General features: G+C 72.2%; 21 protein-coding genes. 11 read left to right on the plus strand and 10 right to left on the minus strand.

What is annotated here, in order from left to right; all coding sequences use genetic code 11:
• Window positions 1-258: 258 nt before the first annotated feature.
• The 3 genes from pta to pyk all read left to right on the plus strand — a co-directional run bounded on the left by pta (window position 259) and on the right by pyk (window position 5,160).
• Window positions 259-2,394: a phosphate acetyltransferase gene (gene pta / locus OG823_RS12040; RefSeq protein WP_371479476.1), complete on the plus strand. Its 2,136-nt coding sequence runs from the start codon at window positions 259-261 to the stop codon at window positions 2,392-2,394.
• Window positions 2,391-3,617 (plus strand): acetate kinase, encoded by a 1,227-nt coding sequence (locus tag OG823_RS12045; protein WP_371479477.1) that lies wholly within the window; start codon window positions 2,391-2,393, stop codon window positions 3,615-3,617. The genes pta and OG823_RS12045 overlap by 4 nt, the downstream gene beginning before the upstream one ends.
• A 112-nt stretch (window positions 3,618-3,729) precedes the next feature.
• The gene (gene pyk / locus OG823_RS12050; RefSeq protein ID WP_371479478.1) at window positions 3,730-5,160 is read left to right on the plus strand and encodes a pyruvate kinase; all 1,431 of its coding nucleotides are present in this window, start codon (window positions 3,730-3,732) and stop codon (window positions 5,158-5,160) included.
• 94 nt (window positions 5,161-5,254) lie between these two features.
• Here pyk and OG823_RS12055 read toward each other — a convergent pair whose 3' ends face one another.
• The 4 genes from OG823_RS12055 to OG823_RS12070 all read right to left on the minus strand — a co-directional run bounded on the left by OG823_RS12055 (window position 5,255) and on the right by OG823_RS12070 (window position 9,683).
• On the minus strand, window positions 5,255-6,571 hold the full coding sequence (locus tag OG823_RS12055) for a hypothetical protein (protein WP_371479479.1): 1,317 nt from the start codon (window positions 6,569-6,571) through the stop codon (window positions 5,255-5,257).
• Window positions 6,568-7,164: a DUF6114 domain-containing protein gene (locus OG823_RS12060; protein WP_371479480.1), complete on the minus strand. Its 597-nt coding sequence runs from the start codon at window positions 7,162-7,164 to the stop codon at window positions 6,568-6,570. The genes OG823_RS12055 and OG823_RS12060 overlap by 4 nt, the downstream gene beginning before the upstream one ends.
• A gap of 130 nt (window positions 7,165-7,294) precedes the next feature.
• A complete protein-coding gene (locus OG823_RS12065) occupies window positions 7,295-7,954 on the minus strand; it encodes a DUF6230 family protein (protein ID WP_371479481.1) in 660 nt (219 codons plus the stop codon).
• Between the two features lie 733 nt (window positions 7,955-8,687).
• Window positions 8,688-9,683 (minus strand): tetratricopeptide repeat protein, encoded by a 996-nt coding sequence (locus tag OG823_RS12070; protein WP_371479482.1) that lies wholly within the window; start codon window positions 9,681-9,683, stop codon window positions 8,688-8,690.
• A gap of 418 nt (window positions 9,684-10,101) precedes the next feature.
• On the opposite strand from OG823_RS12070, the gene OG823_RS12075 reads away from it, so the two are divergent.
• Window positions 10,102-10,803 (plus strand): TetR/AcrR family transcriptional regulator, encoded by a 702-nt coding sequence (locus tag OG823_RS12075; RefSeq protein WP_371479483.1) that lies wholly within the window; start codon window positions 10,102-10,104, stop codon window positions 10,801-10,803.
• Window positions 10,804-10,885: 82 nt separating this feature from the next.
• Here the strand turns inward: OG823_RS12075 and OG823_RS12080 are convergent, their stop codons facing one another.
• The 3 genes from OG823_RS12080 to OG823_RS12090 form a co-directional block, all read right to left on the minus strand.
• A complete protein-coding gene (locus OG823_RS12080) occupies window positions 10,886-12,571 on the minus strand; it encodes a methylmalonyl-CoA mutase (RefSeq protein WP_371479484.1) in 1,686 nt (561 codons plus the stop codon).
• Window positions 12,572-12,750: 179 nt separating this feature from the next.
• The gene (locus OG823_RS12085; RefSeq protein WP_371479485.1) at window positions 12,751-13,089 is read right to left on the minus strand and encodes a DUF3817 domain-containing protein; all 339 of its coding nucleotides are present in this window, start codon (window positions 13,087-13,089) and stop codon (window positions 12,751-12,753) included.
• A 122-nt stretch (window positions 13,090-13,211) separates the two neighbouring features.
• Window positions 13,212-13,739 (minus strand): MarR family winged helix-turn-helix transcriptional regulator, encoded by a 528-nt coding sequence (locus OG823_RS12090; RefSeq protein WP_371479486.1) that lies wholly within the window; start codon window positions 13,737-13,739, stop codon window positions 13,212-13,214.
• Between the two features lie 484 nt (window positions 13,740-14,223).
• Between OG823_RS12090 and OG823_RS12095 the strand changes: the two genes are divergently transcribed.
• Entirely contained in the window at window positions 14,224-15,864 is a 1,641-nt protein-coding gene (locus OG823_RS12095; RefSeq protein WP_371479487.1) for a M4 family metallopeptidase, read from the plus strand.
• Between the two features lie 82 nt (window positions 15,865-15,946).
• Here OG823_RS12095 and OG823_RS12100 read toward each other — a convergent pair whose 3' ends face one another.
• Window positions 15,947-16,285 carry a DUF3817 domain-containing protein gene (locus tag OG823_RS12100; RefSeq protein WP_371479488.1) on the minus strand — a complete coding sequence of 113 codons (339 nt, stop codon included), beginning with the start codon at window positions 16,283-16,285 and terminating at the stop codon, window positions 15,947-15,949.
• Between the two features lie 267 nt (window positions 16,286-16,552).
• Between OG823_RS12100 and OG823_RS12105 the strand changes: the two genes are divergently transcribed.
• From OG823_RS12105 to OG823_RS12125, 5 genes are all read left to right on the plus strand, one after another.
• Window positions 16,553-17,347: a DUF2127 domain-containing protein gene (locus OG823_RS12105; protein ID WP_371479489.1), complete on the plus strand. Its 795-nt coding sequence runs from the start codon at window positions 16,553-16,555 to the stop codon at window positions 17,345-17,347.
• A gap of 82 nt (window positions 17,348-17,429) precedes the next feature.
• Window positions 17,430-18,068: an AIM24 family protein gene (locus OG823_RS12110; RefSeq protein ID WP_371479490.1), complete on the plus strand. Its 639-nt coding sequence runs from the start codon at window positions 17,430-17,432 to the stop codon at window positions 18,066-18,068.
• The gene (locus tag OG823_RS12115; protein WP_371479491.1) at window positions 18,068-18,718 is read left to right on the plus strand and encodes an AIM24 family protein; all 651 of its coding nucleotides are present in this window, start codon (window positions 18,068-18,070) and stop codon (window positions 18,716-18,718) included. Before OG823_RS12110 ends, OG823_RS12115 begins: the two co-directional genes overlap by 1 nt.
• A 263-nt stretch (window positions 18,719-18,981) precedes the next feature.
• Window positions 18,982-19,794: an AIM24 family protein gene (locus tag OG823_RS12120; protein WP_371484440.1), complete on the plus strand. Its 813-nt coding sequence runs from the start codon at window positions 18,982-18,984 to the stop codon at window positions 19,792-19,794.
• 39 nt (window positions 19,795-19,833) lie between these two features.
• Window positions 19,834-20,358, plus strand: coding sequence for a MarR family winged helix-turn-helix transcriptional regulator (locus OG823_RS12125; protein ID WP_371479492.1), 525 nt, complete (start codon window positions 19,834-19,836; stop codon window positions 20,356-20,358).
• A gap of 66 nt (window positions 20,359-20,424) precedes the next feature.
• Here OG823_RS12125 and meaB read toward each other — a convergent pair whose 3' ends face one another.
• Window positions 20,425-21,381: a methylmalonyl Co-A mutase-associated GTPase MeaB gene (gene meaB, locus OG823_RS12130; RefSeq protein WP_371479493.1), complete on the minus strand. Its 957-nt coding sequence runs from the start codon at window positions 21,379-21,381 to the stop codon at window positions 20,425-20,427.
• 110 nt (window positions 21,382-21,491) lie between these two features.
• Window positions 21,492-22,703 carry an acetyl-CoA C-acetyltransferase gene (locus tag OG823_RS12135; RefSeq protein ID WP_371479494.1) on the minus strand — a complete coding sequence of 404 codons (1,212 nt, stop codon included), beginning with the start codon at window positions 22,701-22,703 and terminating at the stop codon, window positions 21,492-21,494.
• A gap of 302 nt (window positions 22,704-23,005) precedes the next feature.
• Between OG823_RS12135 and mce the strand changes: the two genes are divergently transcribed.
• The gene (gene mce / locus OG823_RS12140) at window positions 23,006-23,437 is read left to right on the plus strand and encodes a methylmalonyl-CoA epimerase (RefSeq protein ID WP_371479495.1); all 432 of its coding nucleotides are present in this window, start codon (window positions 23,006-23,008) and stop codon (window positions 23,435-23,437) included.
• Window positions 23,438-23,791: the final 354 nt, after the last annotated feature.

The raw sequence follows: 23,791 nt of genomic DNA on the forward strand, positions 1-23,791 counted from the left end.
GGCGGGGCCACCGCCGCCACCCGGGCGTGACCGGCACACCCGGCACGGCGGGAGGACCGGGCCGTTCACCACGGCGGTCCTCCCGGGCGCCGCACCCGGCCGGCGCTCCGGCGTTCCGGCGTCACGGCCGCGTGGCGGCGGGCCGGCCGCGCGGACCCCGCTCGGAGGCGAACACACGGCCGCGATGCGAAGGTAGGGTCGGATCGGCTCCCACCGTGGACGAGCCGGGAGTGATCCTCACCGAACGGAGACACCCGCGTGGCGCGCAGCGTGTACGTGACCGGGATCGATCGGGGGGACGGCCGGCAGGCCGTCGAACTCGGGGTCATGGAACTGCTCACCCGCCAGGTGGACCGGGTGGGTGTCTTCCGCCCGCTGGTGCACGCGCACGCGCCCGGCGAGGCGGGCAGCGACCACGTGGTCGAGCTGCTGCGGGACCGCTACCGGCTCGACCTCCCCACCGACGAGCTGTACGGCCTCACCTACGAGGCGGCCGCAGCGCTCCAGGCGGCGCAGGGGCAGGACGAGCTGGTCGGCACGCTGGTCGAGCGCTTCCGCGCGCTGGAGCGCCGGTGCCAGGCGGTCCTGGTGCTCGGCACCGACTTCGCGGACACCAACATCCCGGACGAGCTGGCCTTCAACGCCCGGCTCGCCAACGAGTTCGGGGCGGCCGTGCTCCCGGTGGTCGGCGGCCACGCCGAGGACCCGGCGGCGGTCGTCGCCGAGGTCCGCAACGCCTACCGCGCCTACCGGGACCTCGGCTGCTCCAGCCTGGCGATGATCGCCAACCGGGTCGCCCCCGGCGCCGCGCAGGAGGTGCGACGCGGCCTCGGCGAGAAGCTGCCCGTCCCGGCGTACGTGATCCCCGAGGAGCCCGCGCTGGCCGCGCCGACCGTGGCACAGCTGGTCGAGGCGACCGGCGCGGAGGTGCTGCTCGGCGACGCGGCGGGCCTGGCCAGGGACGTCCGCGGGTTCGTGTTCGGCGGGGCCATGCTGCCCACCTTCCTGACCGCGCTGACCGACGGGGCCCTGGTGGTCACCCCCGGGGACCGGGCCGACCTGCTGATCGGCTCGCTCGCCGCACACGCCGCCGGCGCCCCGCCGATCGCCGGCGTCCTGCTGACGCTCGGCCAGACACCGGGCCCGAACGTGATGGCCCTCGCCACCCGGCTGGCCCCCGGCACCCCCGTCGCGGTCGTCCCCGAGGGCAGCTGGATCACCGCCGCCGCGCTGACCCACGTGGAGGGCAAGCTCACCACGGCCAGCCCCCGCAAGGCCGAGATCGCCCTCGGCCTGTTCGAACTGAACGTGGACACGGCCGAGTTGACCAAGCGGATCGAGCTGAGCCGCTCGGAGCGGGTCACCCCGATGATGTTCGAGCACGAGCTGCTGGAGCGGGCCCGCGCGGACCGCCGGCACGTGGTGCTGCCCGAGGGCACCGAGGAACGGGTGCTGCGCGCGGCCGAGATCCTGCTGCGGCGCAACATCTGCGACCTCACCCTGCTCGGCGACCCGGACGCCGTCCGCCGCAGGGCGGCGGCGCTGGGCATCGCGCTCCCGCAGCACGAGAGCGCCGGCGACCGCGCCCGGGTGCGGATCGTCGACCCGGCGACCAGCCCGCTGCGCCAGCAGTTCGCCGAGCTGTACACCCGGCTTCGCGCCCACAAGGGCATGACGGTGGAGCTCGCCCTGGACGTGGTCACGGACGTCTCGTACTTCGGCACCCTGATGGTCCAGGAGGGCATCGCCGACGGGATGGTCTCCGGCGCCGTCCACTCCACGGCCGCCACCATCCGGCCGGCCTTCGAGGTGATCAAGACCTCGCCCGGCGCGGCGATCGTCTCCTCGGTGTTCTTCATGTGCCTGGCCGACAAGGTCCTGGTGTACGGCGACTGCGCGGTCAACCCCGACCCGGACGCCCGGCAGCTGGCCGACATCGCCGTCCAGGCCGCCGGGACGGCCGCCCAGTTCGGCGTCGAGCCGAGGATCGCGATGCTCTCCTACTCGACCGGCACCTCGGGCTCCGGCGCGGACGTGGACAAGGTCCGCAGGGCCACCGAACTGGTCCGCGAGCTGCGCCCCGACCTGCTGGTCGAGGGCCCGATCCAGTACGACGCGGCGGTGGACGCGCATGTCGCCGCCACCAAGCTGCCGGGCTCGCCGGTCGCCGGGCGGGCCACGGTGCTGATCTTCCCCGACCTGAACACCGGCAACAACACCTACAAGGCCGTCCAGCGCTCGGCGGGCGCGGTCGCGGTCGGCCCCGTCCTGCAGGGCCTGCGCAAGCCCGTGAACGACCTGTCGCGCGGCGCCCTGGTCGAGGACATCGTCCACACCGTCGCCATCACCGCCATCCAGGCCCAGAACAACGCCGAAGGAGCGCAGCAGAGTTGAGCCCGGGAACCCGCGTCCTCGTCCTGAACGCCGGCTCCTCGTCGGTGAAGTACCAGCTGATCGACATGCTCGACGGCTCCCGCCTGGCCTCCGGCCTGGTCGAGCGGATCGGCGAGCAGAGCGGCCGGCTGCTGCACACCGCGCCCGGCGGCGAGCGGCGCGAGAGCGTGCGGGCCTTCCCCGACCACGGCGCCGCGCTGACGGCGGCGGCCGGGGAGCTCGCCGCCGACGGCCTCGACCTGGACTCCCCCGAGCTGGCCGCGATCGGCCACCGGGTGGTCCACGGCGGCCTGCGGTTCACCGCGCCGACCGTGGTCGACGACGAGGTGCTGGCCGAGATCCGCCGGCTGATCCCGGTGGCACCGCTGCACAACCCGGCGAACATCACCGGCATCGAGGTGGCCCGCGCGCTGCGCCCGGATCTCCCGCAGGTCGCCGTCTTCGACACCGCCTTCCACACCGGCATGCCGGAGTACGCGGCCCGGTACGCGATCGACAAGCGGGTCGCGGACGAGCACCGGGTGCGCCGCTACGGCTTCCACGGGACGTCCCACCAGTACGTCTCGCGTGAGACCGCCCGGCTGCTGGGCCGGGCCCCGGCCGAGGTGAACGTGATCGTGCTGCACCTGGGCAACGGCGGCTCGGTCTCGGCCGTCCGGGGCGGGGTCTGCGTGGAGACCTCGATGGGGCTGACGCCGCTGGAGGGCCTGGTGATGGGCACCCGCTCGGGCGACGTCGACCCGGGCGTGGTCTTCCACCTGCACCGGGTCGGCGGCATGTCGATCGACGAGATCGACGACCTGCTGAACCGCCGCAGCGGCCTGCTCGGCCTGTGCGGGGACAACGACATGCGGGAGGTCCTGCGCAGGGCCGAGGAGGGCGACGCGGACGCGGAGCTCGCCTTCCGGAGCTACGTCCACCGGCTGCGCAAGTACATCGGCGCGTACTACGCGGTGCTGGGCCGGGTGGACGCGATCGCCTTCACGGCGGGCGTCGGCGAGAACGCGGCGCCGGTCCGGGCGGCCGCGACCGCCGGCCTGGAGGCGCTCGGCATCGCGGTGGACCCGGCACTGAACTCGGTCCGCTCGGACCGGGCCCGGGTGATCTCCCCGGAGTTCCCCCGGACGGGCGGGGCGGCCCGGGTGACCGTCGCCGTGGTGCCGACCGACGAGGAACTGGAGATCGCCCGGCAGGCCTTCGCCCTGGTGCACGCGGACGGCTGAGCCCTCCGGGCGCCCCGGAGGCCCCGCGTCTCAGGCCTCGGAATGCTTCGTCGGCGATTCCTCACGTTTCGCGGCGAATGCAGCTATAACACGAACGGATAGACTGATCCATATGCGCCGAGCGAAAATTGTCTGCACCCTGGGTCCCGCGACGGACTCCTACGAACAGCTGAAGGCCATCGTCGAGGCGGGCATGAACGTCGCCCGACTCAACATGAGCCACGGCTCCCACCCGGAGCACGAGGAGCGGTACCACAAGGTCCGCCAGGTGTCCGAGGACACCGGTCGGCCGATCGGCATCCTCGCCGACCTGCAGGGCCCGAAGATCCGTCTGGCCACCTTCGCCAACGGACCGGTGACCGTCGACAACGGCGACGAGTTCATCATCACCACCGAGGACGTCCCCGGTGACCAGCACATCTGCGGTACCACCTACAAGGGCCTGCCCGGCGACGTGAAGCCCGGCGACCCGGTCCTGATCAACGACGGCGTCATCGCACTGGAGGTCGTCAGCGTCGACGGCCCCCGCGTGAAGACCGTCGTCGTCGAGGGCGGCGTGCTCTCGAACAACAAGGGCATCAACCTCCCGGGCGCGGCCGTCAACGTCCCCGCCCTGTCCGAGAAGGACAAGGACGACCTGCGGTTCGCCCTGCAGCTGGGCGTCGACATGGTCGCCCTGTCGTTCGTCCGCAACGCCGCGGACATCGACGACGTGCACAAGGTCATGGACGAGGTCGGCATCCGCGTCCCGGTCATCGCCAAGATCGAGAAGCCGCAGGCCGTCGAGGCCATGGAGGAGATCGTCCTCGCCTTCGACGCGATCATGGTCGCCCGTGGCGACCTCGCGGTCGAGTACCCGCTGGAGCGGGTGCCGCTGGTCCAGAAGCAGCTGATCACGCTGGCCCGCCGCAACGCGAAGCCGGTCATCGTCGCCACCCAGATGATGGAGTCGATGATCCACGCCTCGCGGCCCACCCGCGCCGAGGCCTCGGACGTCGCCAACGCCATCCTGGACGGTGCCGACGCGGTCATGCTGTCGGCCGAGTCGAGCGTCGGCAAGTATCCGGTCGAGACGGTCCGCACCATGAGCCGGATCGCCGAGACGGCCGAGGAGGCGATGCTGGAGCAGGGCCTGCAGCCGCTGAACCCGGGGCGCAAGCCGCGCACCCAGGGCGGCTCGATCGCCCGCGCCGCGTGCGAGCTGGGCGACTTCCTCAACGCCAAGTCGCTGGTCGCGTTCACCAAGTCCGGTGACACCGCCCGCCGCCTGTCGCGCTACCGCTCGCCCATCCCGGTGGTCGCGTTCACCCCGGACGCCGCCACCCGCAACCAGCTCACGCTGAGCTGGGGTGTCGAGTCGCAGCTGACCGAGCAGGTCGGCTCGACCGACGAGATGGTGCTCCAGGTCGACCGCGAGCTGCTCAGCATGGGTGACCTCACCGAGGGCGACACCGTGATCGTCACGGCCGGCTCGCCCCCCGGCGTCCCCGGCAACACCAACATGGTCCAGGTTCACCACCTGGGCACGCGCGGCGAGGTCTGACCCGCCCCGCACCCCGAACGCCCGTGGGGCGGCTCCTCCGATGCCGGAGGAGCCGCCCCACGGGCGTTGTCACGTCGCCCGACGACCGGTCGGCTCAGTTGGTGTAGGGCTCGTCGTCGTTGTACAGGTGCATGCCCGGGATCTTCAGGGTGCCGCCGAACTGGCCGGCCTGGACGGCCTCCACCCCGGTCATCTCCATGTCGAGCGGGATCGGGACGGCGCCGATCAGATCCCAGAGCCAGCGCGGCAGGGTGTCCGGGGTGAGGGTGATCTCGCCGAGGTCGATCGGGATCGGCAGGCCGAGGATCTTCGACAGGTGGCCGGAGAGCCGCTCCACGTACATGGTGACCGGGCCCTTGCGCATCGTCGAGGTGCTGCCGGGAGCGCCCTTGACGTGGAAGGTCTTGCCGTTGCCCTGCAGCGTCGACATGTCGAGGTTCTCGATGTCGACGGTGTCGACCGTGAACTTCAGGACGCGCTTGGTCCCGCTGACCATGTGGACGTCGTACACCCCGTTGAAGACCGCGCCGTGCAGCCCCAGCCGGCTGCTGCGCAGCGTCCAGTTCTGCTCCGGGACGACGTCCCCGCCCGGCGCGTTCCGAGCGGCCACCGCACGGGTGTCCACCGCGCAGTTCGGGTTGGCGCTCGCCGAGGCCGACGGGCTCGGGGCGGCGGCGGCCTTCGGGGTCGCGGCCGCGGCCTTCGGACTCGCCGAGGCCGACGGCTGCTTCGCCGCCGGCGAGGCGGCGGGGGCCGCGGCCGCCTGCGGCGCCGGCCGGGCGGCGGGCGCCCCGGAGGGTGACGCGACGCCCGACGGCGACGCGGCGGACCGGGTGGCGGCGGGCGAGGACGAGGGCGAGGCCGACGGGCTCGGGGTGGCGGACGGGTGGAGCAGGTTGCCGATCCCGTCGAGGACGTCGCCGATGATGCCCGCCTGCACCGCGGCGGGGGCGGCGGACGCACCGGCGACGGGCACCACGTAGGCCGCGCCGATCACCTGGCCGCCGGTGGCGCTGCCGGCCTTCACCGCGGGCGCGGCGGTGGCGGGCGCCGAGGCGGCGGTGGTGGGCGCGGTGGTGGCGGGCGCCGAGGGGGCGGTGGCGGGCGCCGAGGGGGTGGCGGCCGGGTCGGGCAGCGGGGTCAGGTCGCCCTTGGGCACCGGCGTCTCGCTCAGCACGGTGTCCGAGGCGGTGTCGGGGGCGCTGGCGCAGGCCTTGCCCGCCGAGGTGTCGGCGGAGGCCAGCGTCGGGCTGTAGACGGCGCCCATCAGCAGCGCCGTCGGGACCGCCGCCATCGCCAGCGCGCGGCCGCGCAGGCGGTTGCGGGCCGAGATCCTGGGCGCGGCGTGCCGGCCGCCCGCGACGCCGCGCTGCCCGGGTATCGCGGGCTCGGTGTCCTCGGGCCCGGTCACCGCGCGTCCTCCGGTTCCCCGGCCTGTGCGGGAACGGCGCCGTGGGCCGTCGGGGCGGCGTGCCTGGGACCGGTGGACTGGTCGGCGACGGGCTGCTCGGCGGCAGGCTGCTGGGCGTGCTCGGCGGCGGGCTGCTCGGCGGTGCGCGCGAGGGCCTCGGTGGGGGCGTCCGGGGCCGTCTGCGGCTCCTTCAGCGGCGCCCAGGCCACCATCAGGCCGCCGCCGACCAGGCCGGGGATCAGCGCCAGGCCGAAGCCCGCCAGGTTGGAGACCGGGATCGAGACCAGGGTCAGCAGGGTGGTGGCCACCCCCGCGAAGACCCGGCTGATCGGCTGGTACCAGGCGGTCAGGCCCAGCACCATCAGCAGGATGCCGATGATCAGCGAACCGGAGCCGGCCGTGGTGGCCATGGCGATGGTCATGCCGTTGAGCGAGAGCTTGGCGTACGGGAAGTAGAGGATCGGGACGCCGGCGACCATGGCCAGGACGCCGGCCCAGAACGGACGAGTGCGGCGCCAGGTCCGGAACCTCAGCCGCAGGCGGGTGGCGCCGCCGGCTTCGTCGGGCCACACGGGGGCGGTTGCGCTGGACATGATGCAGCTCCTCGACGGTGTCTACGAGGGGAAGAAACTGATGGAGCGGCCGGGAGCGGCATGACTGCGCCGCCCCCGGCCAGAAGAACCGTCACCAGGGTGCGCCGGCCGACGCACCCTCAGCGTGGGTTCAGAAGCACTCGTTGCCCTTGCCGTCGCCGTTCTTCAGCGACAGGCTCAGACCGTTGAGCGTGAAGGTGCCGGCCGAGGTGGCCCGGGCGGTCTGCTGGACACCGCTGAGGTCCGCCACCTTGGCCGACTGGGCGAAGCCCGCGGCGCCGCTGGGCAGGCCGGCGCCCATCTTCGGGGAGATGGGGTGCCAGCCGTTGGTGGCCGTCCCGGCGAGGGTGGAGGCGTCCTGACCGATGTTGATGTCGGTGAACTCGGCGTCCGCGTCGAGCTGCTCGAGGTCGATGAGCAGGTTCTTCGCCGTGACCGGCTTCTTCGGGTCGGTGCCCGCGTGCAGTTGGAGGGTGATCTTGCCGAGGCCGAGGGCACTCAGGTCGGTGACCACGGACTGGCACAGGTTGTTGATGGTCGCGGTGTCGAACGCCGACACGGCGACCGGGTGCATCGTCCCGTTGGTCTCGACGTCGACCGCGCCGAACTGGGCGAAGTTGGTGCCGTGCAGGTGGTCGGTGCTGACCTTGAACTGCTGACCGGAGATGCTGAACGAGGCGGCCAGCGCGCTGTTGGCGATGCTGACGCCGACGGCCGCCGTCGCCACCAGGCTGGGCACCATCACCAGGGCGAAGCGCTTCCAGCGGGTCTTGCCGTAGGTCTGGGACATGCGAGTCCTCCTTCTAGGACGTACATCTCCGGCACCTCCCGGTGCGTGCACCGGTGGTGGCCTGGGATGGGAGAGAGCTACGTCCTCGGTAGCGGAGAGCGCCATGAGTGCCGTCGGGTCCGGGTGCCGCAGTGCGCGGCACGTCCGTTCCAGCACCGGCCACCTGTGGGGGCGGCGGGTGCGACCGACGACATCGGCGATCACCCCCGAGCGACAACCAGCGACCGCGCGGGCTGCGCGGCCGAACGAAGGACAGGAACCGCTGTGGGTTCGCGGATACCCCCCTGCCCTCCCTGCCGGCGGCCGGAGCCGTCGACTGCCCGGTGGGGATCCCGTGTGCTCCGTTCCGCCGGCCGGCTGCCGGGGTGAAGTGTGGGGACCAGGCGTCGCCGATCGTGCTCGAATCCCGGTCGAAGCACAAGAGGTTCATTACTGACGGGTAATCCAACAACAGGTGGCATTGATCATGGTTTCGCCCCTGCCATCACCCAGCGTGACGAAATGAAGGATTCGTGCCGAGGAAATCCGGGGGAAACACGCCGGAAACGCCCCTGGACGACCACCAAGGGTGATCGTCCAGGGGCGTTGTCAAGATTTGGTAAACCTGGGCCCGGATGACCGGATTGTCGCCAAATCGCCAGCGACACCGCAGGTCACCCGCCGTGCCGGCGGAGCGGTGGAGGCCCGCCCGGAACGCCGCCCCGAAACGGCGGCGCCGGCGCCCTCTCCGGGCTCAGAACAGCACGCGGGCCAGCGCGCCCCGGGCCGCGGTCACCCGCGGCTCGTCCGCACCGATGACCTCGAACAGCTCCAGCAGCCGCAGCCGGGCGGTGTCGCGGTCCGCGCCGAAGGTCCGCCCGACGGTGTCGACCAGCCGCCCGAAGGCGTCCTCGACGTGCCCGCCCACCAGATCCAGGTCGGCCGCGTCCAGCTGGGCGGCGACGTCCTTCGGATCGGCCGCCGCCGCCAGCCGCACGGCCTGCGGGTCGAAGCTCTCCACCCGGCGCAGCAGCTGCGCCTGGGCCAGGCCCAGCTTGGCCTCGGCGTTGCCGGGCTGGTCCAGCAGGACGTTCTGGTACGCCTGGACGGCGCCGCCCAGGTCGCCGCGGTCCAGCGCGTCGTGCGCGGCGGCCAGCGCCGGGTCCTCCGGGACGTACGGGCCCTGCTCGCCGTCCTGCGCCGGACCGGCGCCGGCGCCGCCCACCACGCCGAACCGCTGCTCGGCGACCAGGATCAGCTGGTCCAGCACCTTGCGGACGTTGGCCTCGTTCTCGGCGCCCTGGAACAGCGGCACCAGCTGGCCGGCCACCACGGCCATCACGGCCGGGATGCCCTGGATGCCGAACTGCTGGGAGATCAGCGGATTGGCGTCGACGTCGATCTTGGCCAGGATGATCCGGCCGGCGTACTCCTCGGCCAGCCGCTCCAGGATCGGGCTGAGCTGCTTGCAGGGCCCGCACCACTCGGCCCAGAAGTCGATGACCACCGGCACTTCGGTGGAACGCTGGACGACCTCGGCCTCGAAGGTGTCCTCGGTGACGTCGATGACGAGCGGGTAGTCCGGGCCGGCCGGGGCGATCCCGGCTTCCTCGGCGGCCGCCGCCTGGCGGGCCCGCTCGGCCCTGGCCTGCTCGGCCTTCTGGGCGGCCTCGCCGGCTGCCTTCACCGCTGCGAGGTCGACGGCACCGCGCAGGGCGGAGCTGGTGGGACGCGAATTCCGTGGCTGCATGGCACCATCCTCCCCCGTCCGTGCCGGTGTCGGGCGCCATCCGCCGGAAAGGTCGTGCCGCGCTGGTCCGCGCGGCCCGAGCCGCCCGTGCGGGAGCCCGCTCCCCCGGTGCTTCTCGTACTGCCCACATCTGCCGTGCCTGCTCCGGCGCGGATCCCCACCCGTGCCGTGCGCCGCCCCGTCCCACCGGGGCCGCTCCCCGGCCTGTCGGCCGGCGGGCGTTGACGCGAGGTTGTCACTCTTTCGCTACGAGTCGTAGCGTAACTGCACCAAGGCCCCCCGCCGCAAGACCCCGCGGCCCTCCCGGGACGTGAGCTGCCCCACTTTCGGCGCCCGCACCGCTGCCAACGGGGGCGATCAGTCGCTACCGTTACCCGTCCCACCCATGTTACTTACCAGTAGAACGCAAGGAGGCCAGGTGTCCGCCACCCCGACCCCCTTGACGCAGCCACCGTCCGAGCCGCGGGCGGCGGGCGGGGCGCCCTCCCCCGGACCCGAGGGCGCCGCCCGCACCAAGGGCCGGCCGCGCAGCGCCGCCGCCGACCGCGCGATCCTCGACGCCACCCGCGAGGCCCTGGCCGAACTCGGCTGGGGCGGGCTGACCATGGGCCACGTCGCCACCCGGGCCGGGGTCGCCAAGACCACGCTCTACCGCCGCTGGCCCTCCAAGAACGAACTCGTGGTCGACGCCGTCGCCACCCTCTTCGACGAGCTCGTGCTGACCGACCTCGGCAGCCTGCGGGCCGACATCGAGGCCGTGGTGCAGGAGTTCGCCGCCCTGCTGGCCCGCCCCGAGACCCAGGCCGCGCTGCTCGCGCTGTTCGCCGAGGGCACCCGTGACCCCCAGCTGCGCCGCCGCATCCGGGAGGCGATCGTCGATCCGCAGAAGCAGCTGGTGCGCCAGGGCCGGGCCAACGCCCAGGCGCGCGGCGAGCTCACCGCGGACCACGGCGAGGAGGCCGCCGCCGAGGAGATCGACATCATCTTCGACACCATCGCCGGCACCGTCGAGCACCGGATCCTGGTCAGCGGCGAACCGGTGACCGCGGAGTGGGTGCGGCGCTTCACCACCCTGCTGCTCGGCCCCTTCCCGAGTCTCACCGGGACCGCCGGGCGCTGACCGCCCCCGGCGCCGCTCCCGCCCCGGGGCACGGCGAAGCCCGGGACGGCCCCTGCGGACGGCCCCGGGCAGGCGACGGCGGTCAGAACCTGGCGGTCTCCCGGTAGGTGCCCCACTCGTCCCGCAGGGCGTTGCAGATCTCGCCCAGCGTGGCCTCGGCCCGGACGGCGTCCAGCATCGGCGGGATCATGTTGCCGCCGGAGCGGGCCGCCGCGAGCATCGCCTCCAGACCGGCCGCGACCGCCGCCCCGTCCCGGGCCGCGCGGCGGGAGCCGAGCACCCGGACCTGCTCGCGCTCGACCTCGTGGCTGACCCGGAGGATCTCCAGTTCGGGGGTGACGCTGCGGGGGTGGCAGTTGACGCCGACCACCAGCTTGTCGCCCTTCTCCAGCGACTGCTGGTACTGGAAGGCCGCCTCGGCGATCTCGCCGGTGAAGTAGCCCTCCTCGATGCCGCGCAGGATGCCGGCCGTCATCGGGCCGATCGGGTGGTCCTCGCGGCCCTTGTCCAGGATCCGCCGGAAGATCTCCTCGGCCTGCGCCTCGATCCGGTCGGTGAGCGCCTCCACGTACCAGGAGCCGCCGAGCGGATCGGCCACGTTCGCGACACCGGTCTCCTCCATCAGCACCTGCTGGGTGCGCAGGGCGATCTCGGCGGCCTGCTCGGAGGGCAGCGCCAGGGTCTCGTCCAGGGCGTTGGTGTGGAGCGAGTTGGTGCCGCCGAGGACCGCGGAGAGCGCCTCGACGGCGGTGCGGACCACGTTGTTGTACGGCTGCTGGGCGGTCAGCGAGACGCCCGCGGTCTGGGTGTGGAAGCGCAGCCACTGCGCCTTGTCCGTCCGCGCGCCGTACCGCTCCCGCATCCAGCGGGCCCAGATCCGGCGGGCGGCGCGGAACTTGGCGATCTCCTCGAAGAAGTCCAGGTGCGCGTCGAAGAAGAACGACAGGCCGGGGGCGAAGACGTCCACGTCCAGGCCCCGTGACAGGCCCAGCTCGACGTACGCGAAGCCGTCCGCGAGGGTGTACGCGAGCTCCTGGGCGGCCGTCGACCCGGCCTCGCGGATGTGGTAGCCGGAGACCGACAGGGGCTTGTAGGCGGGGATCCCCTCGGCGCAGTACGCCATCAGGTCGCCGATCAGGCGCAGGTGCGGCTCGGGGGCGAAGAGCCACTCCTTCTGGGCGATGTACTCCTTGAAGATGTCGGTCTGCAGGGTGCCGTTGAGCACCGCCGGGTCGACGCCCTGGCGCTCGGCCGCGACCAGGTACATGCAGAAGATCGGCACGGCCGGGCCGCTGATCGTCATCGAGGTGGTGACGTCGCCGAGCGGGATGTCCCGGAACAGCACCTCCATGTCGGCGGCCGAGTCGATCGCCACCCCGCAGTGGCCGACCTCGCCGAGCGACTTGGCGTCGTCGGAGTCGTAGCCCATCAGGGTGGGCATGTCGAAGGCCACCGAGAGGCCGCCGCCGCCCGCCTCCAGGATCATCCGGTAGCGCTCGTTGGTCTGCTCGGCGTTGCCGAAGCCGGCGAACTGGCGGATGGTCCAGGTGCGCCCCCGGTAGCCGGTGGCGTGCAGGCCCCGCGTGTAGGGGTACTCCCCGGGCCAGCCGATCCGCTCGAAGCCCTCGTACGGCTGCCCGGCCGGCGGGCCGTAGACCGGCTCGACGGATTCACCGGACAGGGTGCTGAAGTCCGCGTCCCGCTTGCGCGCGCTGTCGTACCGCTGCTGCCAGCGTTGCCGACCGCGCTCGATCTCCTCGGCGTTCATGGCCCCGGACTCCGCTCCGTAGGGCCGCCACGGCGTCGGGGCGGCACTGTTGCTTGGACGTCCCGCCAATTTACTAGGATGTCCTAGTACTTGTCGACGGCGGCATGCCCCGGGCGGTCGTCCGGGCATGCGAAAGGGCGCCCCCGCCCCGGAGGGAGGAGGCGCCCCGATGGGCTCCGTCAGACGCCGGCCGGCTGCTGGACGGCGGTGGGCGCCGGCTGCCCGGTCGCCTCCCGCACCACCCGGCGCTCGGCGAAGAAGGACGCGAAGGGGATGCAGCCCGCCGCGAGGGTGAAGACCAGCCGGCCCAGCGGCCACTTGAGCTTCTGGCCGAGCAGGAAGGTCACCACGAAGTACCCGATGTAGAGGTAGCCGTGCAGCATCGCCACGTAGGTGGTGAGGTCCTCAGCGGCGCCGAAGCCGTACTTCGCGACCATGAAGCCGCAGAAGACCAGCAGCGCACAGCCGGTCGCAATCGCCAGGGCCCGGTACCAGCCCAGCAGGGGGGTCGCCTTCATTCCTACATCGCCTCGCTCGGCAGGATCGGTTGGTACGTCCGGATCTGCGCACCGCTTCCCCGAGGGTAGCCGCCGTGACGGCGCGCCCCGCGCGCACCCCCCGCGGCGGGCGAGCGGGCCGGTCAGCGGTCGGCCGGCTCCTCGGCCGGGCTGAAGTCGCCCGCCGACACCCGCAGCGGCCTGATCAGGTCGAACACCTGCCGGCACTGGTCCGCGTCGTAGTCCTCCAGGCCGAACTCCATCGCCATCAGCTCCCGGGTCGCCTCCTCGACGGCCCGCCGGCCCCGGTCGGTGATCGAGGCGAGCACGCCCCGCCCGTCCAGCGGGTTGGGGCGCCGGGCCACCAGGCCGGCCCGCTCCAGGCGGTCGACGGTGTTGGTGACGCTGGTGGGGTGGACCATCAGCCGCTCGCCGATCTTGGAGAGCGAGAGCTCACCGGTGCGGCTGAAGGTGAGCAGCACCAGGGCCTCGTACCGGGCGAACGTCAGCCCGTAGGGCTTGAGCACCGCGTCGACGCGGGCGAGCAGGATCTGGTGGGCGCGCATGACCGAGGTGATCGCCGCCATCGAGGGGACCGCGCCCCAACGGCGGGTCCAGAGCTCGTCGGCGCGGGCGATCGGGTCGAAGTCGAGTGCGAGGGGCTTGGCCACGCCTCCCACCGTACCGGCGGGTGCGGCGCGGGGTAGCAGGCGTCCCTGATCGTGGACAAGACCGGCGCCTGGCGGGATGTCGCCAGTCTCCCCGCCAGGTACATACCAGGACATTGCAGCGGTGTGAACGCCGGACCACCGGAGGGCAACCGCCCGGCGCCGCGCGGGAATCGGGCCCGCTGACCGCCCATCAGCGGCGAAACCTCCCGCCCTTCAGGCAATTTGAGTGATTTGTCGGAATTGACCGGTCGACCCCGCCTGGCGAGGTCCTGCCAATTCCTGAGCGATACCTGTCATTTCACTTTTCGGATTGTCATGCTTCTGGCCAGCCCCGTACGACACCCGCCCCCCACCCCACCGGCAGGTGCCGCATGACCGCACGGAGCAGCACGTCAGCGCCCGTCCCGCCCCGACGGCACTAACCCCGGTGCCCCGGGACGCAGCGCGACCGCGCACACGCGGTTGTACCGGAAGGAATCCGTACGTGAAGCGAAAGCTCGCAGCCGGCGCCGTACTGTCCGCCGCCGCCCTTCTCACCGGCGTGATCCAGGTGAGCGCGGCCCAGGCCGGCCCCGTCCCCGCGCCGCAGGCGCAGGCGCAGGCCGCACAGCAGCGCGCCGCCCTGATCGCCGTGGCGAACGGCCAGTCCGTACCGCTGGCCCGGGCGCTGGCGCTCGGCAGCCAGGAGCAGTTGGTCGCCAAGGACGCCGTGGTGGACGCCAACGGCACCCGTCACCTGCGCTACGAGCGCACCCTCGGCGGGCTGCCGGTGCTCGGCGGCGACCTGGTCGTGCACCAGGGCGCCGACGGCACGGTGACCTCGGTCGACAAGGCGGTCGAGGGGCAGTTGTCGCTGCCGAGCCTCACCCCCGCGCTGTCCGCCGACAAGGCCGCCGCGCAGGCCGACGGCGCCGTCCGGGCCACCATCGGCGCCACCGTGGACAAGGACGAGCAGCCCCTGAAGGAGGTCGGGCAGGCCGGCGCCGCGAAGCTGGTCGTCTGGGCCGCCTCGGGCACCCCGCGGCTGGCCTACCAGACCGTCGTCGAGGGCGTGCGCGCCGACGGCACCCCGAGCCGGCAGACCCTGGTGACCGACGCCGCCAGCGGCGCGGTGCTCTCCACCCACGAGGACATCCAGACCGCTGCCGGCACCGGCAAGGGCGTCTTCGTCGGCTCCGTGGCGCTGACCACCACGCTGAGCGGCTCGACCTACCAGCTCAAGGACGCCACCCGCGGCGGCCAGTACACCACCGACCTCGCGCACAAGACCTCCGGCACCGGCACCCTCTACACCGACGCCGACAACGCCTGGGGCGACGGCACCGTCTCCAGCGGCCAGTCCGCCGCGGTGGACGCCCAGTACGGCGTCGCCGCCACCTGGGACTTCTACAAGAGCACCTTCGGGCGCAACGGCATCAAGAACAACGGCGTCGGCGCCTACAGCCGGGTCCACTACGGCAACAACTACGTGAACGCCTTCTGGGACGACTCCTGCTTCTGCATGACGTACGGCGACGGCGCGAGCAACACCCACCCGCTCACCGAGATCGACGTGGCCGGCCATGAGATGAGCCACGGCGTCACCTCGTCGACGGCCGGGCTGAACTACTCGGGTGAGTCCGGCGGCCTGAACGAGGCCACCAGCGACATCTTCGGCACGATGGTGGAGTTCTACGCCAACCTGCCGAAGGACAACCCGGACTACCTCATCGGCGAACTGATCAACATCAACGGCAACGGCACCCCGCTGCGCTACATGGACAAGCCCTCCAAGGACGGCGGCTCGGCCGACTCCTGGTACTCGGGTGTCGGCAACCTCGACGTCCACTACTCCTCGGGCGTCGCCAACCACTTCTTCTACCTGCTGTCCGAGGGCAGCGGCGCGAAGACCGTCAACGGGGTCAGCTACAACAGCCCGACCTCCAACGGCTCCACGGTCACCGGCATCACCCGGGCCAAGGCCGCGCAGATCTGGTACCGCGCGCTGACCGTGTACTTCACCTCGACCACCAACTACAAGGCCGCCCGCACCGCCACCCTCAAGGCGGCGACGGACCTGTACGGCTCCACCTCCACCGAGTACAAGGCGGTGGCGGCCGCCTGGAGCGCCGTCAACGTCAGCTGACGCGACGCAGGACCGGCACGCGCGGCGCCGGGACCCGGACGGGTCCCGGCGCCGCGCGTCGTGCGCTGCGCGGCCGCGGCCGTCAGGCGGCGGCGGTCCCGCGCTCGGCGGCGGCCGGCGCCGGGTACTCCCCGCGCTCCTCCTTGGCGAGCATCCGCTCGGCGAAGAAGCCGCCGGTCGGCAGGACGGACAGGACGAACAGCAGGGCGCCGCGCTTGAGGTCCCACTTCTGCTGCTGCCAGGCCAGGATCAGGAAGACCACGTAGAGGATGAAGAGCATCCCGTGGATCATCCCCATCACCGGCACGCCGTTGAAGCTGGTGGTCCGCTTCAGCACCGAGCAGACCATCAGCAGGATGAAGGACAGGCCCTCGGGGCCGGAGACAAGGCGCAGGCGGTGGACGGCGCTGCTGGGCTTCACGGGCGGTTACCTCATTGCGGCGGGGGCGGGGACGCGAGGGCTGCGAGCTTGTGAATCGACTCACAAGCCGCGATCCATTATCACCGAGCCGACGGCGGGCGCGGCGCGCGGGGCCCCCGCCGTGCCCGATCTCACAGGCGGCCCGGGTCACAGCCCTGCCACAGAAGCGCGGCCGGGGTCGGGCCGCGCCCCGCGTCCGCTCTATCCTGCTGCTGCCGCACGGCCCGGCGTCCCGGGCCGGCCACACCGAGCACGGGGGACCGAGAGATGTTCAAACCGGACTGGAACCGACGGACGTGCTCACGGCGCGGCCACATCACCTACGCGCCGACCGAGCCCGACCTGCGCCGCCGCCTGCACGCCGCCACCGAGCTCGGCGACGCCTGGCGCTGCCTTCGCTGCGGGGACTTCGAGCTGGGCGAACCGCACGGCTCCGGGCCCGCCGAGGAGGCCCCGCTGGTCCCCCGCGGCAAGGCCCTGCGGGATCTGTTCATCCTGCGCTTCCTCGCGGTGGAGCGACTGCTGCGCGGCCTGCTGGTCGTGCTCGCGGCCTGGGCGGTCTGGCGGTTCTCGAACAGTCAGGACTCGATGCGCCGGCTGTTCGACGAGAACCTGACGGTCTTCAGGCCGGTGACCGACCACTTCCACTGGGATCTCGAACACTCCCCCGTGGTGGACACCATCCGCAAGACCTTCGACTACCAGCACAAGACCCTGCTGATCGTGGCGGTCGCGCTGATCGCCTACGCGCTGATCGAGATCGTCGAGGCGGTCGGCCTCTGGATGGGCCGGCGCTGGGCCGAGTACCTCACCGTGGTGGCCACCGCGGCCTTCCTGCCGCTGGAGGTCTACGAGCTCACCGAGCACGTGAGCGCGCTGAAGGTCTGCACGCTGCTGCTGAACGTCGTCGCGGTGCTGTGGATCCTGCTCTCCAAGCGACTGTTCGGCCTGCGCGGCGGCGTGGTGGCCTTCGAGGCGGAGCGGCACTCGGCCTCCCTGCTGGAGGTGGAGCAGGCGGCCGGCACCGCGACGCGTCCGGCGCACACCCCGGCGTCCGCCTGACGCCCCGTCGTTTGTCCCATCTGGGTACCAGAAACGTCCGGCCCTCTCCCGCGAAGTCACCCGGGCCCGCTACATTCAGCCGGTGGCACAGTTTCGACTTCAAGGATCCAAGGTGCTCGCCGTCGACATGACGGGCGACGCCGTCAAGGCCAAGAACGGCTCGATGGTCGCTTACACCGGCCAGATCGCCTTCAAAAAACTGTCCGGTGGCGGTGACGGCCTACGCGGCATGGTCACCCGCAGGCTGACCGGTGAGCAGATGGTGGTCATGGAGGCGAAGGGGCAGGGCACCTGCTACTTCGCCGACCGTGCCACCGAGATAAACCTGGTGCGGTTGAACGGCGAGACGCTCTACGTCGAGTCGGACAACCTGCTCTGCACCGAGGCGACGCTGCACACCGGCACCAGCTTCACCGGCCTCAACGGCATCTCGTCCGGCAACGGCCTGTTCACCACCAAGGTCGAGGGGCACGGCTGGGCCGCGCTCACCTCCAAGGGCCCGGCGATCATCCTGCGGGTCTCCCAGGGGATGCCGCTACGGGTCGACCCGGGTGCGTACGTCGCGCACACCGGCAATCTCAACCGCAGCCTCAAGTCGGGCGCGGGCTGGACCACGCTGATGGGCGAGGGCGGTGGTGAGGCCGTCCAGGTGGAGTTCGCCGGTGAGGGCCTGGTCTACGTCCAGCCTTCGGAGAAGCTGACGCTCGGGGGTGACGTCTGATGCCGTTCGCGAAGATCAACAACAAGATGATCGAGGCCCAGGTCGTTCCCGGCCAGCGGGTCTTCAGCCAGCGCGGCGCGATGCTGGCCTACCGGGGCGAGGTCACCTTCACCCCGAACCTCACGGGCGGCCAGGGCGGCGTCATGTCGATGATCGGCCGGCGGGTGGCCAACGAGGACACCCCGCTGATGACGGTCGAGGGCCACGGCAGCGTGATGTTCGGCCACGGCGGCCACCACGTCCAGGTGATCGACATGACCGGCGACTCGCTCTACGTCGAGGCGGACCGCCTGCTCGCCTTCGAGGGCTCGCTCCAGCAGTCCACCATGTTCATGGGCCAGCAGGGCGGGGTGATGGGCATGGTCCGCGGCCAGGTCACCGGCCAGGGCCTGTTCACCACCAAGCTGGACGGCCACGGCTCCGTCGCGGTGATGGCGCACGGCGGAGTGATCGAACTGCCGATCACCCCGAACCAGCCGGTCCACGTCGACCCGCAGGCGTACGTGGCGCACCGCGGCGACGTCCGCAACAAGCTTTCCACCGCGCTGGGCTGGCGCGACATGATCGGGCGCGGCTCGGGCGAGGCGTTCCAGCTGGAGCTGTCCGGGCACGGCGTGGTGTACGTGCAGGCGAGCGAGGAGAAGCTCTGATGTCCTACCCGCCGCAGCAGCCGCCGTACGGCCAGCCCGACCCGTACGGGCAGCAGTCCCCGTACGGCCAGCCCACCCAGCCGGGGTACCCGGCGCCGCCCGGCGGCTACGGCCAGCCGCAGCAGGGCTACCCGCCGCCGCCCCCGCAGGGCTACCCCCCGCCGCCGCCCCAGGGCTACCCGCAGCAGCAGCCGCAGCAGGGCTACCCGCCCCAGCAGCAGCAGCAGTACGCGCAGGAGCAGTTCGGCGGTGCGCAGGCCCCGCTGCCGAAGGCGCAGGACGGCTCGGGCCCGGTGGTGCACGACGTGCACAGCCTGCCCGTCAACGACAACGTCAACCCGTACACCTTCTCGGTCGACCTCAACGGGTCGTACTTCCTGCAGAAGGGCAAGATGATCGCCTACTACGGCGACGTCTCCTTCAAGGGCGTCGGCGCGGGCGCGCTCGACCGGATGCTCGGACGGCACTTCAACTCACCGCTGCACGCCTCGGACTGGGTGGTGGCCGAGGGCCGCGGCAAGATGCTGCTGGCCGACCGGGCCTTCGACCTCAACTCCTACGACCTGGAGGCCGGCAACCTGACGGTGCGCTCCGGCAACCTGCTGGCGTTCGAGCCGACCCTGCAGCTGAAGCAGTCGATCATCCCGGGGTTCCTGACCCTGATCGGCACCGGCAAGTTCGTGGCGGCCTCCAACGGCCCGGTGCACTTCGTCGAGCCGCCGATCCGGGTCGACCCGCAGGCGCTGGTCGGCTGGGCGGACTGCCCCGCACCCTGCCACCACTACGACGAGGCGTACATGCACGGCCTGATCGGCGGCCTGCGCAGGCTGACCGGCGTGGGCGGCGCCTCCGGCGAGGAGCACCAGTTCGAGTTCATCGGCGCCGGCCAGGTGCTGCTGCAGTCGACCGAGGTGCTGATGGCGGACCGCTCGGTGGGCCAGGTGCACGCCGAGGCGGGCGTGCCCGGCTCCGGTGTGCCGCACCAGCAGGCCGCCGGCGGGGCGCAGCAGCTTCCGAACGTGAACATCCCGGGTCTGGGTAATCTGGGTGATCTCGGACGGCGGTTCGGCCTCTAGCTTTGTACAACATTTAACAATGGGGGATATGCTGTCCGCATGGACACGCACACTCCCCCTGCCGCAGACGTCTCCTCCTCCCAGCCCGCCCGGCCGGAGGAGGAGACGCCCTGGCTCACCGCCCGGGAGCAGCAGCTCTGGCGTGCCCACCTCGAGGTCAGCAAGCTGCTCGACTACCAGCTCGGGCGCGAGCTCCAGCCGCACGGCCTGGCCATCAACGACTACGAGATCCTGGTCGTGCTCTCCGAGGCTCCCGAACGGCGGATGCGGATGACCGACCTCGCCACCGCCACCCTGCAGTCCAAGAGCCGCCTCTCGCACCAGATCACCCGGATGGAGAGCGCCGGCCTGGTCCTGCGCCAGGACTGTCCGGGCGACCGCCGCGGCCTCTACGCCCACCTCACCGACCAGGGCTGGGAGACCATGCAGAAGGTCGCCCCCGACCACGTCCGCAGCGTCCGCTCCCACTTCATCGACCGCCTCACCCCGGACCAGATCGACGCCCTGTACGCGGCGCTGGGCCCTGTCGCGGAACACCTGCGCGACCTGCGCGGACGCGCCTGAGCCCCCGGCCGACCGGGCTGCGGGCACCGACGGGGGCGACGTTCCCCGACGAACCGCGAGCCCCCGTCAGGCGCCGGTGAGCCCGGTGACCAGCTGGTCGGCGGCGCCGTACGGGTCGAGCTCGCCTGCCACCACCCGCTGGGCCAGCGCGTCCAGCCGGCTGTCGCCGTGCAGGTCGCCGATCCGGGCCCGCAGCGCGGCCAGGGCGATGGCCTCGATCTCGTCGGCGGCCCGGCGGCGGCGGCGGACGGCGAGTTCGCCGTGTTCGGCCAGCCAGGCGCGGTGCTTCTCCAGGGTCTCGACCAGTTCGTCGATCCCCTCGCCGCGGGCCGCGACGGTCTTGACGATCGGCGGGCGCCAGGCACCGGCGTCCCGGGCCTCGCCGAGACCCAGCATGTGGTTGAGCTCCCGGGCGGTCGCGTCGGCGCCGTCCCGGTCGGCCTTGTTGACCACGAAGACGTCGCCGATCTCCAGGATCCCGGCCTTCGCCGCCTGGATGCCGTCGCCCATGCCGGGGGCCAGCAGGACGACGGTGGTGTCCGCCTGCGCCGCGATCTCCACCTCGGACTGCCCGACCCCGACCGTCTCGACCAGGATCACCTCGCACCCGGCCGCGTCCAGCACGCGCAGCGCCTGCGGGGCGGTCCAGGAGAGCCCGCCGAGGTGGCCGCGGGTGGCCATCGAGCGGATGAAGACCTCCGGGTCGGTGGCGTGCTCCTGCATCCGGACCCGGTCGCCGAGCAGCGCGCCGCCCGAGAACGGCGAGGACGGGTCCACGGCCAGCACCCCGACCCGCCTGCCGAGCCGGCGGTAGGCCGAGACGAGCGCCGAGGTCGAGGTGGACTTGCCGACACCGGGCGAACCCGTCAGCCCCACGGTGTACGCCTGCCCGGTGTACGGGGCGAGCGCGGCCATCGCCTCGCGCAGCTGCGGGGCGGCGTTCTCGACCAGCGAGATCAGCCGGGCCACCGCGCGCGGGCGGCCTGCCCGGGCCTGCTCGACCAGCGTCGGGACATCGACCATCAGGGCACTCCTCGATCGGGCTGCGGGTCTCGCCGCCGAAGACGGGTGGGCTGCGGACCGGTGGGTGTCCGGTCCGCAGCCCAGAGGCTACGTCAGGCTCTCGCGCCCGGTCAGGCGCCGCCGGAGCCCTGCTCGCGGGGGACTCGGACGATCAGCGCGTCGCCCTGCCCGCCGCCGCCGCACAGCGCGGCCGCGCCGGTGCCGCCGCCGCGCCGCTGCAGCTCCAGCGCGAGGTGCAGCACCACGCGGGCGCCGGACATCCCGATCGGGTGGCCGAGCGCGATGGCGCCGCCGTTGACGTTGACCTTCTCCTCGGTGACCCCGAGGTCCTTCATCGACTGGTACGCGACGGCGGCGAAGGCCTCGTTGATCTCGATCAGGTCGAGGTCGCCGACGGCGATGCCCTCCTTGGCGACCGCGTGCAGGATCGCGTTGGACGGCTGCGACTGCAGCGAGTTGTCCGGGCCCGCCACGTTGCCGTGGGCGCCGATCTCGGCGATCCAGCTCAGGCCCAGCTCCTCGGCCTTGGCCCGGCTCATCACGACCACCGCGGCGGCGCCGTCGGAGATCTGCGAGGAGGTGCCGGCGGTGATCGTGCCGTCGCGGGTGAAGGCGGGGCGCAGCTTGCCCAGGGTCTCGGCGGTGGTCTCGGCCCGGATGCCCTCGTCCTGGCTGAGAACGACCGGCTCGCCCCTGCGCTGGGGGATCTCGACCGGGACGATCTCGGCGTCGAAGACGCCGTTCTTCTGGGCGGCGGCGGCCCGCTGGTGGGACCGGGCCGCGATCTCGTCCTGGACGTCGCGCGGGATGCCGAGGCGGGTGTTGTGCTTCTCGGTCGACTCGCCCATCGGGATGTTCTCGAAGGCGTCGGTGAGGCCGTCGTACGCCATCGCGTCGAGCATCTCGATCGCGCCGTACTTGTACCCCTCGCGGGACTTGGGCAGCAGGTGCGGGGCGTTGGTCATCGACTCCTGGCCGCCGGCCACCACGATGTCGAACTCGCCGGCGCGGATCAGCTGGTCGGCGAGCGCGATGGCGTCCAGACCGGAGAGACAGACCTTGTTGATGGTCAGCGCCGGGACGTTCATCGGGATGCCGGCCTTGACCGCGGCCTGACGGGCGGGGATCTGGCCGGCGCCGGCCTGCAGCACCTGGCCCATGATCACGTACTGGACCTGCTCGCCCGTGATGCCGGCCCGCTCGACGGCCGCCTTGATCGCGAACCCGCCGAGGTCGGCGCCGGAGAAGCCCTTGAGCGAGCCGAGCAGCCGGCCCATCGGGGTACGGGCACCTGCAACGATCACAGAGGTGGTGTTGGTCATGGGACGGGCCCCTTCGCACGTCGTGGCCAGGTCTGAGGATTGCGCTCAATGTACTGACCCGTAAGCCCTCCGTCACCGGACCGAAGGTGTGATCAGGGGCACTGGCACTGTCCGGTCGACACCGTGTCGGCCCGGCCCGGCCGGACCACCGCCGACCGACCGTCCCGGCCGGGCACGGCGAGGTGCCGAACCGGACTGTGAGCAGGCTCGCACGCGCCACCCTGGCGCCGGTGGGGCGGATGCGCTGCACTGTGGGAGCTGACCCGTCCCACCACCCTTCCGCCCCGCCCTGGAGGCCCGCAGTGCTGACCCGCATCGACCACATCGGCATCGCCTGCTTCGACCTCGACAAGACGGTCGAGTTCTACCGCGCCACGTACGGCTTCGAGGTGTTCCACAGTGAGGTCAACGAGGAGCAGGGGGTGCGCGAGGCGATGCTGAAGATCAACGACACCGGCGACGGCGGCGCGTCCTACCTGCAGCTGCTGGAGCCCACCCGGGAGGACTCGACGGTCGCCAAGTGGCTGGCCAAGAACGGCGAGGGCGTGCACCACATCGCCTTCGGCACCGCGGACGTCGACGCGGACTCCGCCGACATCCGGGACAAGGGCGTCCGGGTGCTGTACGAGGAGCCGCGGATCGGCTCGATGGGCTCGCGGATCACCTTTCTGCACCCGAAGGACTGCGGCGGCGTGCTGACCGAGCTGGTCACCTCGGCCGCCACCGGGCACTGAGCCGGGCCCTCGGCGGCGCCCGCCACGGCGCCGCCGGACCGTCCCCGGACACCGGGGTGACCGGCCGGTAACGTGGCCGGTCGGCCGGAAAAGGCGGACGTGGCCATTCCCCCGACGTGCGCGACCACTACAATGCCCAGGTGCGCGAAGACTTCGGGGAGGACGAGGTCTGCCGGGCACGGCCGAAAGCGGGTCAGGCCGGTCGACCACCGGTCTGTCGCGTGGCCGGGGGAGTCCACGACGCGGGCGCGACCGGACGGTCGCGGCCCGGATCTGTCACCATTCCCCACAGGCAGGAGTTCGCCCAGGAGTCCACCCGGACGGCGGAGCGCGGAAGCACCGCGCGCCATCGGC

Origin of the sequence: Kitasatospora sp. NBC_00315, assembly GCF_041435095.1 — a bacterium.
GTDB lineage: Bacteria > Actinomycetota > Actinomycetes > Streptomycetales > Streptomycetaceae > Kitasatospora.